This is a genomic window from Pseudomonas sp. CGJS7, assembly GCF_036961695.1.
Genome location: NZ_JBAMDI010000052.1, coordinates 58,425 through 72,547 on the forward strand (window position 1 = coordinate 58,425; position 14,123 = coordinate 72,547).

The 14,123-nt window shown below is 68.2% G+C and carries 13 protein-coding genes; 8 read left to right on the forward strand and 5 right to left on the reverse strand.

The genetic code is table 11. The features are described 5' to 3' along the window. Nucleotides 1-74: 74 nt before the first annotated feature. The 4 genes from hflK to V7787_RS27390 all read left to right on the forward strand — a co-directional run bounded on the left by hflK (nt 75) and on the right by V7787_RS27390 (nt 4,557). Nucleotides 75-1,190, forward strand: coding sequence for an FtsH protease activity modulator HflK (gene hflK / locus V7787_RS27375; protein WP_336090458.1), 1,116 nt, complete (start codon nt 75-77; stop codon nt 1,188-1,190). Beyond that, a complete protein-coding gene (gene hflC, locus V7787_RS27380; RefSeq protein WP_336090459.1) occupies nt 1,187-2,050 on the forward strand; it encodes a protease modulator HflC in 864 nt (287 codons plus the stop codon). Before hflK ends, hflC begins: the two co-directional genes overlap by 4 nt. 6 nt (nt 2,051-2,056) lie before the next feature. After that, on the forward strand, nt 2,057-2,248 hold the full coding sequence (locus V7787_RS27385) for a DUF2065 domain-containing protein (RefSeq protein ID WP_336090460.1): 192 nt from the start codon (nt 2,057-2,059) through the stop codon (nt 2,246-2,248). A 554-nt stretch (nt 2,249-2,802) separates the two neighbouring features. After that, entirely contained in the window at nt 2,803-4,557 is a 1,755-nt protein-coding gene (locus V7787_RS27390) for a hypothetical protein (protein ID WP_336090461.1), read from the forward strand. A 110-nt stretch (nt 4,558-4,667) separates the two neighbouring features. On the opposite strand, the gene V7787_RS27395 is transcribed toward V7787_RS27390, so the two are convergent. From V7787_RS27395 to V7787_RS27415, 5 genes are all read right to left on the reverse strand, one after another. Continuing rightward, a complete protein-coding gene (locus V7787_RS27395; protein WP_336090462.1) occupies nt 4,668-5,126 on the reverse strand; it encodes an SRPBCC family protein in 459 nt (152 codons plus the stop codon). 16 nt (nt 5,127-5,142) lie between these two features. Further along, nucleotides 5,143-5,508 (reverse strand): ArsR/SmtB family transcription factor, encoded by a 366-nt coding sequence (locus V7787_RS27400; RefSeq protein ID WP_336090464.1) that lies wholly within the window; start codon nt 5,506-5,508, stop codon nt 5,143-5,145. Nucleotides 5,509-5,701: 193 nt separating this feature from the next. After that, complete coding sequence (locus tag V7787_RS27405; RefSeq protein WP_336090466.1) at nt 5,702-6,490, reverse strand: LytR/AlgR family response regulator transcription factor; 789 nt, start codon at nt 6,488-6,490, stop codon at nt 5,702-5,704. Continuing rightward, entirely contained in the window at nt 6,487-7,572 is a 1,086-nt protein-coding gene (locus V7787_RS27410; protein WP_336090467.1) for a sensor histidine kinase, read from the reverse strand. Before V7787_RS27410 ends, V7787_RS27405 begins: the two co-directional genes overlap by 4 nt. 49 nt (nt 7,573-7,621) lie before the next feature. Continuing rightward, a complete protein-coding gene (locus V7787_RS27415) occupies nt 7,622-8,458 on the reverse strand; it encodes a DUF2306 domain-containing protein (RefSeq protein ID WP_336090468.1) in 837 nt (278 codons plus the stop codon). Between the two features lie 479 nt (nt 8,459-8,937). Here V7787_RS27415 and V7787_RS27420 point away from each other — a divergent pair, with 479 nt between their 5' ends. The 4 genes from V7787_RS27420 (at nt 8,938) to V7787_RS27435 (ending at nt 14,078) form a co-directional block, all read left to right on the forward strand. Further along, nucleotides 8,938-10,230 carry an adenylosuccinate synthase gene (locus V7787_RS27420; protein ID WP_336090469.1) on the forward strand — a complete coding sequence of 431 codons (1,293 nt, stop codon included), beginning with the start codon at nt 8,938-8,940 and terminating at the stop codon, nt 10,228-10,230. Between the two features lie 93 nt (nt 10,231-10,323). Further along, the gene (locus tag V7787_RS27425) at nt 10,324-10,746 is read left to right on the forward strand and encodes a hypothetical protein (protein ID WP_336090470.1); all 423 of its coding nucleotides are present in this window, start codon (nt 10,324-10,326) and stop codon (nt 10,744-10,746) included. A 258-nt stretch (nt 10,747-11,004) separates the two neighbouring features. Beyond that, nucleotides 11,005-11,859 carry an NAD(P)H-dependent oxidoreductase gene (locus tag V7787_RS27430; protein ID WP_336090472.1) on the forward strand — a complete coding sequence of 285 codons (855 nt, stop codon included), beginning with the start codon at nt 11,005-11,007 and terminating at the stop codon, nt 11,857-11,859. A gap of 311 nt (nt 11,860-12,170) precedes the next feature. Further along, complete coding sequence (locus V7787_RS27435; RefSeq protein ID WP_336090474.1) at nt 12,171-14,078, forward strand: hypothetical protein; 1,908 nt, start codon at nt 12,171-12,173, stop codon at nt 14,076-14,078. Nucleotides 14,079-14,123 lie beyond the last annotated feature (45 nt).

Sequence of the window (14,123 nt, forward strand, 5' to 3'; positions counted from 1 at the left end):
CGGCGATCGCCGCGGCCCGGTGCAGCAGTCGGGACAGGATGTCCCGTCTGGCATCCACTTCTTTAGGAGCAGGCATGGCCTGGAACACCCCCGGTAGTGACAATTCCGGCGACAACCGACCGTCGCGGCAACGCAAACCCCAAGGCCGCGGCCTGGATGCCCTGATCGAGCCGCTGCGCGGCCTGTTCGGCAACGGAGGCGGCGGCATCCTGCGCTGGGTCGCGTTGCTGATCGGCCTGTGGTTGGTGTTCAACTGCTTCGTGCTGGTCACCGAGCAGGAACGCGGCGTGGTGCTGCGCTTCGGCGTGTTCTCGCGGGTGCTCAACCCCGGCCCGCACTTCAAGGCGCCGTGGCCGATCGAGACGGTCAACAAGGTCAACGCGACCCAGAGCAAGGCCTACAGCGAGACCGTGCCGGTGCTGACCCGCGACGGCAACATGGTCAACGTCGAAATCAACGTCCAGTACCGGATCGAATCGCCGTACCAGTACCTGTTCGGTGCGCGCGAGCCCGAGGAAGTGCTCAAGCAGGCCGCGCAGAGCGCGGTGCGCGAGCAAATCGGCCGCTCCGACCTGGACACCGTGCTCGGCGCGCGCAGCGTGCTGACCACCCAGGTGCGCCAGCGCCTGCAGGGTTCGCTGAAGGACTACGAGACCGGCTTGATCGTCACCGAGCTCAACCTGCCCAACGCGCGTCCGCCCGATGAGGTCAAGGACGCCTTCGACGAGGCCCAGCGCGCCAACGCCGACAAGACCACCGCGATCAACGAAGCCCAGGCCTACGCCAAGAAGATCGTGCCGGAAGCGCGCGGCGAAGCGCAGCGCGTGCGCACCACCGCCGAGGGTTACAAGACCTCGGTCGTGGCGCGAGCGCAAGGCGACGCGACCCGCTTCACCCTGATGGTCGATCAGTACAAGAACGCGCCGGACGTGACCCGCAAGCGTTTGTGGCTGGACACCGTGCAGGAAGTGCTGAGCCAGAACCGCAAGATCGTCGGCGGCGATTCGCGTCAGGTGTTGTACGTGCCGATGTCCGACCGCAGCGGCGTGCCGGTCACCCCGGGTCCGGTCAGCGTGCCGCTGAACCAGCCCGAGTTGCTGAGCCCGGTCACCGCGACCGACTCGGCGTCCACCGTTCCCTACGTCGGCCGACCGACGCGTCCGAAGTCCCGCGATGAGGTGATGCGATGAGAGTTCCTGCCCTGATTGCCGCGGGCGTGGCCCTGTTGCTGGCCTTGCTCGGTTCGGTGTTCGTGGTCCGCGCCGGACACAGCGCGATCATCTTCCGCCTCGGCACCGTGGTCCGCACCGACATCGGCCCCGGCCTGCACTTCAAGTGGCCGCTGGTGGAGAACGCGCGGATCTTCGACCGCCGCCTGAAGATCCTGCCGGCCGAACCGGAGCGTTACCTGACCGCCGACAAGCTCGACGTCAGCGTCGACTTCTTCGCCCTGGGCCGGATCCAGGACATGCGCCGCTTCTTCCAGGCCACCGGTGGCGACGAAAACGTCGCGGCCGAGCGTCTGGCGCCGATCATCCGCGACTCGCTGCGCAACGAGATCAACTCGCTCAAGCTGCTCGACGTGGTCAAGGGCGATCGCGAAGCGGTGATCGGCAAGCAGTTGGAAGCGATCAACCGCGGTGCGGCGACCTTGGGCGTGCAGATCCAGGACATCCGGATCAAGCGCATCGACCTGCCGCAGGACAGCAACGTGCTGGCGTCGGTCTACAACCAGATGAAGTCGCAGCGCCTGCAAGTGGCCAGCCAGTTGCGCGCGGAAGGCTTCGAGCAATCGCAGGCGATCCGTTCGGCCGCCGACCGCGACAAGACCGTGATCCTGGCCGAGGCCGAGCGCGACGCGCAGCGCATGCGCGGCGAGGGCGATGCCGAGGCGACCCGCCTGTACGGCGACGCCGCGTCCAAGGACCCCTCGTTCTTCGCCTTCCAGCGCAGCCTGGATTCGTACCGCAAGGCCTTCGCCGACGGCCAGAGCGTGATCGTGCTCGACCGCGACGATCCGTTCCTGCAGTACCTCAAGTCTGATCGCTGATCGGACGTGGCAGGCGAACTGATCCGGGCACTGTGCTTGGTCGCAGTGCTCGAAGGTCTGTTCCTGTTCGTCGCGCCTAACGGCTGGAAGCGCGCGGCCGAGCAATTGCAGGCATTGCCCGACAAGCAGTTGCGGACCGTCGGCGGCATCGTCGTCGCGGTCGGGCTGATCGCGCTGTGGGCCTTGCGCGGCGGCTGAGGATTCGCGCGGTGGCTTGGCGTTAGAGCGCCGATCGCGACATCGCCCATGCGACTCGGCCCCTCTTTGCGGGGCTGCTTCTGCGCGAGCCGTCCGGCGCAACGAATCGGCGTGGACTACCTGTTAGGAGCTGCGCGAGCTGCGACCGCGCGACCTCGATTGTCGCGTCGGCGTTGGTGGTTGCGCGGTCGCAGCTTGCGCAGCTCCTACAGGGGGCTGCGGCGCAGCGAGGTGCAGTGAGCGTTGCGGCCGTCGGCCGCGCTCGCTCACCTTCGATAACCGGTCTACGACGCCGGTCAATTCGCCGTCGCGACGGGCATCACCGCGATGCTCGGACGCGTGCGAAACCTTCCCGGCCTGTCCCCGAGTCGACCCGGTTTGTTCCTGTCGCCGGCGCGGCGGCGGGCATACAACCGCTGACGGCGTGGATACGCGCCGTTTCCGTCGCTCTCGCCCGCGTCAGGCCATGCGACCCGCCGCGTCCGCGCGGACGGGTCCGGCGCGGTCCGGCGACGCACTCCCATGCAGCACCTACACGACCATGGAGTAGCGTCATGAAGGAATGCTTCCCACTGCGCCGGACCGCGCTCGCGCTGGCCCTGTTGTCGCTGAGCGGATCGGCGCTGGCGGCCACGTGCCCGGCCTACAACCCGTCCAACAAGGCCAACAAGCTGTATCTGGTGTTTCCGACCGCGCCGCTGGCGTATCCCTCGTTCGGGTTTTCCGCGGCCTCGGCGACCAACCCCGCGGCGCCGTTCAATGCCGCCGATCTGCCCAGTTACACCGGCACCACCGCGGCGTTGCGCGGCGCGATCAAGCACGTGGTCGAACTGGATTACTGCGAGTTCAACGTGCAGGTGCTCGATTCCACGACCTTGCCGCCGGCCACCTTCCCGCGCCGCAACATCGTCGCGGTGACCACCAAGTCGGACATCACCGACGGTCTGTTCGGCATCGCTCAAGCGGTCAACACCAACGACACCACCGCGGTCGATTATTCCTACGTGTGGGGCAAGACCTATCAGGACTGGACCGGCGGCCCCGGCGGCGCGCTCAACGGCGCCAACTCGACCCTGGATCGCTGGGCCAATTCGATCGGCGGCACCGCCGCGCACGAGGCCGGGCATAACTACGGCCTGGCCCACAACACCATCGTCGGCCCCGGCGAGGACACCTACAAACACCACATGATGCCGGCCGGCGGCAGCCTCAACGCCGAGGATCGCGCGGGCTATCGCCGCCATTTCAGCGATCACGAATTCTCGACTCTGGCTGCTAATCTCGGCTTGTCGCTGCAGACCATGTGGAACTGGGATCTGGTCAATCCCAACGCCGCGCCGGCGCACAGCCTGGAGTTGCGCGTGCTGTATCCGTTGGCGACCGCGCCGACCATCGACTGGTTCTACGGCGGCTGCAACAGCCCATGGATCACCCCGAGCGTGACCGGTCCGGTCGGCCCGGCGGAAACCTTCCAGGGCGGCACCTACTATCCGTACATCGTCAAATGGAGCACGCCGAACCCGAACTGGGCCACCGGCAGTTGCAGCGCGCTGCCCGGTCCTCCGGGGCAGGCGCCGGGCGGCGTGTTGTTCCACATCGGCGCTTCCTTCGCCGGGGTGAACTTCAATCTGTCGACCTTGAATCCGATCGTGATCAAGGACATCACCCTGCGCGATGCGTCCAGCACCGCGCTGGCCTTGAACCCGCGCCTGCACGCCTTCGACGCCGGCACCCTGGACACGATCAACGGCACCTTGAACCTGGGCGTGTTCAACGTCGCCGGCGCCGCCGCGCGGCCGCTGCAACTGCAGAACCTGCAGATGCAGGAACTGCCGCGGGTGCTGGCGCTGGATCAGATGGTCGCCAACGGCCGCATCGCCGACTTCACCGGCGAGCCGTTCCAGCCGTGGGAGAAGACCACCCGCACCCTGGTGCGCGCCGCCGAGCTGTCGCCGGGCAAGGGCATCAGCGTGCCGATCGCCAAGCTCAACCAGCCGCGCCACGTGTACGAGGTGATCACCGCCGACGACTGCAAGAAGGCGCAGGCCGACAGCTTGCTGAGCGGCCCCGACACCGCCGATTGCCGGCCGGGCACCAACATCGATCTGTTCCCGGCGACCACCGTCTACTTCACCGCCAACACGATCGAGCCCGATGCGACGTATTGGGACCCGACCAAGCGCGAGTACGTGAGGGGGCCGTTGACCTCGCGCACCTACTACCAGCTCAGCGGGCGGCGTCTGGATCAGAACAAGAACGGCATCGACGACTACATCGACGCGCGTCAGGGAACCGCGCCGCAGAAGTGAGGTTGATGCGGTAACGCTTGCAAGCCGCCGGGCGCGTCGGACCGCCCGGCGTCGGCGGGCCCGGCGCAAGGCCGGGCCCGTGTTTTATCGCGCATTCGCCGCGCAGCGATTCAACCCGCGGCCAGCTCGGCGAGCAGGTCGTCGAGCTGTTCGAAGGTTTCCTTCGTCGCTTCCTGCGCGCCGGTGCCGGCTTCGTCGAGCGCTTGCTTGCTCGGATACAACTCGCTCATCACCACCAGCGTCTTGCCGTCGCGTTCTTCGAAGGTCACGGTGGTGACCGACCCCGGCTCGCCGCTTTCCTCGTTGGTCCAGACGATGCGCTGGTTGGGCACCACTTCCAGATACCGGCCGAAGAACGCCATCGTGTTGGCGGCATCCTCGCCGAACACCAGCCGATAGGCGCCGCCGGTGCGCACGTCCAGTTCGCACGAGCGCAGGGTCATGCCCAGCGAGCGCGGCACCCACCACTTCTTGAACAACTCGGGCTGGGACCAGGCCTGGAACACCAGCCGCGCGGGCGCGTCGAAGCTCCGGGTGACGACGACCTCGCGGTCGGATGTCTTCTGCACGGTCGTGCCTTGCGATTCACTTGCCTTGCTTGCGGCCACGGGCCTTCTCCTGTCGTTTGAGTTCGCCGATCACATCGTCCAGCGCCTGGAAGCGCGCGTCCCACAACTGCCGGTAACCCGCGATCCACGCCATCTCCTCTTCCAGGCGGCACGGGCCGATCCGGCAGGTGCGCACGCGGCCGACTTTCTCGGTGGTCACCAGTCCGGCCTGTTCCAGCACGCCGACGTGTTTCTTCATGCCGGTGAGGGTCATTCCGAACTTGTCGGCCAGGTCGGTGATCGAGGCGTCGCCGCGCGCGAGCTGGTCGAGGACGCCGCGGCGGGTGGCGTCGGCGAGCGCGGCGAAAGAGGCGTTGAAGTGGGGTGTCTGATACTGAACCATGTGGTTCAGTGTGAGGGGTCGGAAGCCGGAGCGCAAGAGGCGTTTCGGCGGCGCCGGGCGCCTTGCCGCCGTGGGGTATCCGGGCCGGGCGGGCGAGGGCGTAATCGTTCGGGCTCGCCCGGGATGTCGGATCGCAGGGTGATGGCGGGGCCGGCGCAAGTCCGGGCGCGCGCCGCCGGCGTTGGATGCGGCGTTACATCTGCCGGAAATGGTGCCAATAGCTGCGGCTGACCGGCAGGATTTCGTCGCGGCCCTTGAGGTGGATCGAGCCGGTTTCGTTGGCCTCCCGGGTCACGTGGCTGATCGCGCGCAGATTCACCACCACCGCGCGATGCACTTGCACGTAGCAGCGCGGATCCAGTTGCGCGCTCACTTCCTTCAGCGGCGTGCGGATCAGGGCCTCGGCCGGACGGCCGCCTTCGTCGCGCCAGGCGACCCGGGTGTATTTGTCGTCCGAGCGCAAGAAGTCGATCGTATCGACATCGATCAAACGCAGGCTTTGCCCGACCGATACCCGCAGCCAACGCAAGGGCTCGGCGCTTGGCGCGGTCGGTTTGCGCAACTGCGCGGCCAAGCGTTCCAGCAGCGCCTGGGCATCGGCCGCCGGTTGCGCCGCGTGCAGGCGCTGGCGCAGACGGCCGACGGTATCGGCCAGGCGCTGGGCTTCCACCGGTTTGACCAGGTAGTCCAGCGCGCCGTGCTCGAAGGCCTGCACGGCGTAGCGGTCGTAGGCGGTGACGAACACCAGGTGCGGTTCGCGGCCGATCTGGCGGGCGGCGTCAATGCCGCTCAGGCCCGGCATGTGCACGTCGAGAAAACACACCTGCGGCCGCAGCGCGCGGTACTGTTCGACCGCCTCGCGGCCGTTGCGCGCTTGCGCGAGGATCCGCAATTCCGGCCAGGCCTGGGCCAGCATCCGCGCCAAACCCTCGCGCAGCAGCGGTTCGTCGTCGGCGATCAAGGCGGTCGGCGGCAGGTTCATGACGGGCTCCGCGCCGGAAATTCCAGGCTCGCGCTGGTGCCGCGCGGATGCAGCGGGCTCAGGCTCAGGCGCGCGTCGCCGTCGAAGGCCAAGTGCAAGCGTTCGCGCAGATTGGCCAGACCGGTGCCGAGGCTTGCGCCGGTATCGCCCAGGCCGACGCCGCCGTCGCGCACTTCGACGTGGCAGCGGCCGGCGTGCGCGCGCACGAAGATGTCGATGCGGCCGCCTTCTTCGCTGGGATCGATGCCGTGGCGGACCGCGTTCTCGACCAAGGTCAGCAGCGCGGTCGGCGGACATTCCAGCTCCAGCGTATCGGGATCGGCGTGCAGGCCGAACTCCAGCCGGTCGGGCATGCGCATGTGCATCACTTCCAGATACGCGCGCACCAGTTCCAGCTCTTGCGCCAGCGTGGATTGGTCGCGATGCAGGCGCGGCACCGCGGCGCGCAGGTAGGCGATCAGGCTTTCCAGCACCGCCGAGGCTTGCGGCGAGCCGGACTGGACCAGTTCGCGCACGTTGGCCAAGGTGTTGAACAGGAAATGCGGTTCGACCTGCGCTTGCAACAAACGCAGGCGCGCATCCAGCGCGGCGCGTTCGTAGCGGCTGCGTTCCAGTTCGAACGCCAGCGCCTGCTGCTGCGCTTGCCCGCGGATTTGCCGCAGCAGCGCCGAGATCGCCATCCACGGCGCCACCAGCAAACTGATCGCCAACAGCATGCCGAAGCCGCTGAGGCGGTCGTTGTCGGTCCACCACGGTTTCGGATCGTAGTAGGTGGTCCAGTGATAGGCGAACACCGCCGCGAACGGCACCACCGCGGCGACCGCGATCACTTGCAAGGCCCAGCGCCCGACCCAGCGCGGCAACCGCGCCGGCCAGCGTTCGAACAAGCCGAACACCAGCAGGCAGGCCAGGCCTACCGTGGCCATGCGCGCCAACAATTCCCAGTAAGAGACGACCGAGCTGAGTTTGGCGAACCCGGCCACGGCAATGCTGGCGAGCGCGACCGCGAACACCCGCCGGCGGCCGAACACGCGTGCCAGGCCGCGCGGCGGAATGGATGGGGCGGAAACGGTCGATGGCATGGGCGCGACGATAGCAATTAGCGCGTGGCCCGGCCCGGCCGCGGCTGGGTCACTGCAGGCGCGGCAGCCACATCAACGCGATCGCCGCGGCCACGCCGCCGGCGGTGGCCAGGGTGGCGACCGCCAGCGCGGCCGCGACCGCGCCGCGCTGGATCGCGTTGGCGCGCGCCTGCGCGCGCAGGTACAGCTCCAGCATCGCCAGCGGCAGCAAGTATTGGGCGAACGCGAGCGCGGTCAGAAACGGGCCGGTGAAGCTGGCCGGATCGAAACCGGCCGGGCCTTGGTTGATCACCACCCACAGCATCAGACCCACGCGGAAGAACCACACTCCGGCCATCGCCAGATACAGGCGCAGCGCCCAACGCCGGTGCAGATCGAAACGGCGCGCGCGGGCGTGGCGTAGCGCTTGCCAGGCGAAGATCAGGATCAACAGCGCGTTGAGGACGATCCCGACTTTCTGCGAGGCATCGCCGACGCTGCCGCGGTGCGCGATCATGCTCAAGCCGCCCAGGCTCATTACCGCCGCGGCGCCTAGATAGAAGCGGCCGTTCCAGCGGTGCAAGCGCGGCCAGCGCGCGCGCAGCGCCGGGCTCAATTGCGCCAGCCCGGCCAGGATCGTCAGCACCGCGAACGCCAGATGCGCGGCGACCAGGGCGTTGCCGTAACCGTCGCCGGCGACGTGGCCGTGGGCGAAGATGCGGTTCCAGTCCTGCCAACGGCCGTGCGCCGCGGCGCCGCCGTAGTAGGCGGCGATGTAGCCGGCGAAGAACAACTGGCCGACCGCGGCGACCGCGATCCAGGCCCGGGCCGACCAGCGCAGCGCGCGTGCGCCGGCGAGGGAAGGGGAGAGCGGCGCGGCGTCGACGGCGGAAACGGTGGGCGGCATCGCGGTGGTTCCTGGCGGGGATCCCCTGGGGCTCGATGGCGAGGGGATCGCGGCCGGACCCGGCGTCCGGCGGCCGCCCAGGGCGGGCGACCCCGGGCAGGCGCAGTCTCGCCAACCCGTCGCGGCCGGTCCGCGGGCATTGCGACGGACGACCGGATCGGGGCGACCGGATACGGCCTGGGCCGATGGGCCGCGGCGGAAATCGCGGCTTTCGGCCTCGGCGGCGGCGGTCGGGCGCGGTCTTGACGACTCCCGCGCCGGCGCCGGCGCCGACGCGGCTGAGCGGAATCTGTCCAGTGGCCGCGATGGGGTGGCCTTGGCCACCCGAAACCCGGATAATGCGCAAAAGCCGGCCGGGGACATTCCCCGCCGGCTTTTTTCCGTTCATGGCCCTGTGGCGCGGCATCGGCTGCGACTGGGCGGGGGCGGACCTCGCGGCCACGGCCGTTTATCAGCAAAGCGCTTAGGAGTTTGGACTCATGGGTCAGTCAGTCGTCGTTCTCGGTGCCCAGTGGGGCGATGAAGGCAAGGGCAAGATCGTCGATCTGTTGACCGAGAAGATCGGCGCGGTCGTGCGTTTCCAGGGCGGCCACAACGCCGGCCACACCTTGGTGATCGGCGGCAAGAAGACCGTCCTGCACCTGATTCCCTCGGGCATCCTGCGCGACGATGCGCTGTGCCTGATCGGCAACGGCGTGGTGCTGAGCCCGGCCGCGCTGCGCAAGGAAATCGCCGAGCTGGAAGCCACCGGCGTGGAAGTGCGTTCGCGCCTGAAGATCAGCCCGGCCACGCCGCTGATCATGCCGTACCACATCGCCCTGGATCAGGCCCGCGAAAAGGCCGCCGGCGGCAAGGCCATCGGCACCACCGGCCGCGGCATCGGCCCGGCGTACGAAGACAAGGTCGCGCGCCGCGGCATCCGCGTGGCCGACCTGCATTACCCGCAGCAGCTCGCCGAGCAACTGCGCACGGCGCTGGATTATCACAACTTCGTGCTGACCAAGTACCTGGGCGTTGAAGGCGTCGATTACCAGCAGACGCTGGACGAAGCGCTGGCGTTCGGCGAATACGTCGAGCCGATGAAGTCCGACGTCGCCGGCATCCTTCACGACCTGCGCAAGCAGGGCAAGCGGGTGCTGTTCGAAGGCGCGCAGGGTTCGCTGCTCGACATCGACCACGGCACCTATCCCTACGTCACCTCGTCCAACACCACCGTCGGCGGCGCGCTCGCCGGCACCGGCGTGGGCGCGGACTCGATCGACTACGTGCTCGGCATCGCCAAGGCCTACGCCACCCGCGTCGGCGGCGGTCCGTTCCCGACCGAACTGGACGACGAAGTCGGCCAGGGCATCCGCGACCGCGGCCAGGAATACGGCGCCACCACCGGCCGTCCGCGCCGTTGCGGCTGGATCGACATCGTCGCGCTCAAGCGCGCGGTGGCGATCAACGGCATCACCGGCCTGTGCATCACCAAGCTCGACGTGCTCGACGGCATGAAGACCTTGAAGATCTGCATCGCCTACGAATACCGCGGCAAGCGCACCGAGTACGCGCCGCTGGACGCGGCCGGCTGGGACGAATGCACGCCGGTGTACCTGGAATTCCCGGGCTGGGACGAAAACACCCACGGCATCACCGAGTGGGACAAGCTGCCGCCGGCCGCGCGCGCTTACCTGCGCGCGCTGGAAGAACTGGCCGGTTGCCCGCTGGCGATCGTCTCCACCGGTCCGGATCGCGACCACACCATGGTTCTGCAGGATCTGTGGGCGTAAGCCTTCCGATCAGTGGGTCCTCAAGAACTCCCGCGAAAGCGGGAGTTCTTGTTTGCGGCGGGCAGGGCGGGCCCGTATTACAGTGACGGTGCCATGAACCGGTCCGATCGCGAAAAACTCCAGCGCTTGACCAACGTGCAAGAGCTGCTCGGCGAGCCGCCGCGCGAGCAGATCGATGTGCGCAGCGGCGAAGCCGTCGTCGCTCAACCCGATCCCGCTGCGCCGGCCATGCGCTCCACCCACGATCCGCTGTCGGTGCAAACCGCTACCGGCACCGTGGCCGAAGCGCTGACCGATCAACCCTTGAAACCGGCGGTGCGTTGGTTCGCCTGGATATTCCTCGCCTGGCCGCCGCTGATCCTGTGGCTGCTGTTCGCGTTCCAGGTCTTCTCCGGCGACACCCAATCGGCCGAGCGGCACGAGCGCGCGGGGCTGGAAGTGTTCTTGCTGGTGGTATTCCTGGTGCCGGCCTTGTACTGGCCGTATCTGCTGTTGGGCAACAAGAAACGCAGGTAAACGACGGCGAGTCGTTTGGGGCGGCCGGGATCGATGCTGGCCGCAACGTCTGAGTCTGGGACTGCACGCTGCGAATGTCTGAGCCGTCCGGCGGCATGACTGCGGTTGCATGAAAACCAAGCCCCGCAGCCAGGGGCTTTGCTTCGGTCTGGTCGTGCGGAGATTGGTTCCAATTGTTCCCAGGTGATGGGTTTTTGCAGAGACCATCGGAGCGTTATGCGCCTGTATCTTAGCGCCATCCTCCCTGGTGCCACTGTGATGAACCCGACTAACGAAGCCTCCCAATCCGCCGCCACCGCCACCGCCGCCAAACGCGTGCTGATCGTCTACGCCCACCCCGAACCGGAGTCCTTGAACGGCTCGCTCAAGGACGCGATGCGCGAGCATCTGCTGGCGAGCGGGCACGAGGTCCAGGTCAGCGACCTGTACGCGATGAAGTGGAAGGCCGAAGTCGACGCCGACGACTTCCCGCAGCGCGACCGCGCCGCCAAGTTGATCGTGCCCAGCGATTCGCGCCGCGCCTTCGACAGCGACGCGCTGACCGAGGACGTGCGCCTGGAGCAAGACAAGCTGCGCTGGGCCGACGCGCTGATCCTGCAGTTTCCGCTGTGGTGGTTCTCGATGCCGGCGATCCTCAAGGGCTGGTTCGACCGCGTCTACGCCAACGGTTTCGCCTACGGCGTGGGCGAGCACTCCGACCGCCATTGGGGCGACCGCTACGGCGAAGGCAAGCTCGCCGGCAAGCGCGCGCTGGTGTCGGTGACCGCCGGCGGCTGGCAGGAGCACTACAGCCCGCGCGGCATCAACGGCCCCATCGACGACATGCTGTTTCCGATCAATCACGGCGTGCTGCATTACCCCGGCTTCGAGGTGCTGCCTTCGTTCGTGGCCTATCGCACCGGCCGCCTGGATGCGGCGCAGTTCGCCGCGCTGCGCGAGCGCCTGGTCGAGCGCCTGGACGGTCTGTGGACCGACGCGCCGATCGGCTACCGCAGGCAGAATGCAGGCGACTACGAGTTGCCGGCGCTGACCCTGCGGCCGGGGCTGGAGCGGCAGGGGGCGCAAGGGTTCGCCCTGCACGTGGACGATGCCGCGGCGCGATTGGCGAGTTAAGGCGGCCACGCCCCTTGCCGCGGCGGCGCAAGGGGCCCGGACCCGAACTGCCGGCACGGGGAAGACGGAGCCGGCAATCCCCGCCGAATCGGCCCTTTCATAGGGCGGCGACGCGACCTTCACGACCCCTCCTGCAAAAATGTGATTGACAGCACATTTCTGACGCTGTCGCACCGTTTACCGGCCTGGCCGGACGGCTGCAGGGTCGAGAGGGCGACTCCCAGGACGGGACGTGTATCTCCCGTCCGCGAGGACGGCGACCGAGCGGCCGATTCGGCTTCGGTCGCTCGTCAGGGGGAGTCCGTTCGCTCATGTTTGCATCCACCATCCGGCGCCCGTGGCGCCGCGTCGGCCTGTCCGCGCTGGCGGTTCTGATCGCCGCCGCGGTGTCGCCGGCCCAGGCCCAGGTCCAGCGCACCTTCGTCAATCTCGGCTTCGAGCAGCCCGATCTGGGCACCGGCGCCTGCGTCGGCTTCTTCGCCGGCCCGGCCCAGGTCACCGGCTGGAACACCACTCATCCCAGCGGCGTCGCCGGCGGCTGCGGCCTGGTCGGCAATCCGGCCACTGGCCCGATCGTGGAGTTGTGGGCCAACAGCTTCAATTCCACGCCCGCGCGCGCCGGCAAGCAGCATGCCGAACTCAACGCCAGTCAGGCCTCGCGCATTTTCCAGAACATCTGTCTGACCAACGGCGAGGTCATCAGCTGGCGGCTCAGCCACCGCGGCCGCAACTCGGCGACCGTCCCGGACGTGATGAGCTTCGGCATCAACGCCAGCGGCAGTACCACCACGCCGGTGACCAGCGAGATCGCGCGCATCGGCACCACCAACAACGGCACCGACCGGGTCGATACCAGCGGCACGGCGTCCTCGGCCAGCCAAGGCAGTCTGACCATCGGCGGCACCAGCAACGGCTGGCGCGATTACAGCGGCACCTTCACTTACGCCGGAACCTCGGACGTGCAGCAGGTCGGTTTCGCCGCGGTCAGCAGCAGCGGCGGCATTTCGCTGGGCAATTTCCTCGACGAAATCCAGATCACCCTGCGTCCGTACGTCGAGTTCGACGCGACCAGCTACACCACCCGCGAAGGCCAGACCGCGGTGCTGCCGCGGCTGCGCATCATCGGCACAGTCCCGGCCGGCGGCATCGTGGTGCCGGTGCGGATCACCGGCGGCACCGCCACGCTGGGCAGCGATTTCACCGTGACCAACGGCAGCGGCAACATCGTCAACGTCAGCATTCCGGCCAACACTTACGACAACGCCACCTTCACCCTGCCGATCGCGATCGTCGACGACAACATCATCGAAGACAACGAGACGGTGACCTTCACCGCCCAGCCCAGCGCCAACGACTACACCCTGACCTCGACCACCGCCTGCACGGCCGGCTCGACCGGGCAGACCTCGGCGACTTTGACCATCCTCGACAACGACGTGGATCTGCGCACCACCAAGCGCGTCGACAACGCCGCGCCCACGCCGGGCGGCAACGCGGTGTTCACCGTGACCTATCTCAACAACACCGCGCGCCCGACCGTCGCCGACACCACCGCGCACGACGCGGTGGTGAGCCTGTCCGACACGGTGCCCGCCGGGCTGACGTTCGCTTCGTGGACGTGCACGGCCAGCGGCACCGCGACCTGTCCGCAGGCCAGCGGCGTCGGCGCCATCAGCGGCAGCACCACCTTGCCGGCCGGCAATGGCGCCGCCGGCAGCGGTCTGACGTATCGGATCAACGCGACCTTGGGCGCCGGCCAATGCGCGGCGATCGTCAACACCTCCACCATCGCCGCGATCGCGCCGTTCGCCGAAGGCGCTTCGGCGCAAAGCGGATTCGTCACGCCCGCGCCGGGCGGCAGCGCCGACAACAGCGCCAGTGCCACGGTCGATGCGGTGTGCGTGTCGTTGTCGTTGCGCAAGGACGACAACAACGCCAGTTACACGCCGGGCTCGCAAGCCGATTACGTGGTGCGCGCATGCAATCCCAACGGCCCGGACGCGGCGGTCGGCGCCAGCGTCAGCGATGCCTTGCCGCGCGGCGCGACCTTGCGCGCGCCGTGGTCGTGCGCGGCCAGCGCGGGCGCCGGCGTTTGCCCCGCCGGTGGCGGCGCGATCGGCGACAGCAACGTCACGGTGAGCGGAATCGGTTTGCCGGTGGGCGCGTGCGTGAACATCAACGTGCCGGTGCGGTTCAGCGCTAATCCCGCCGATTATTGAGTCGGGCCCGCGCGCGTCGTTCGCGCGCGCGCGGGTTGTTTGAGG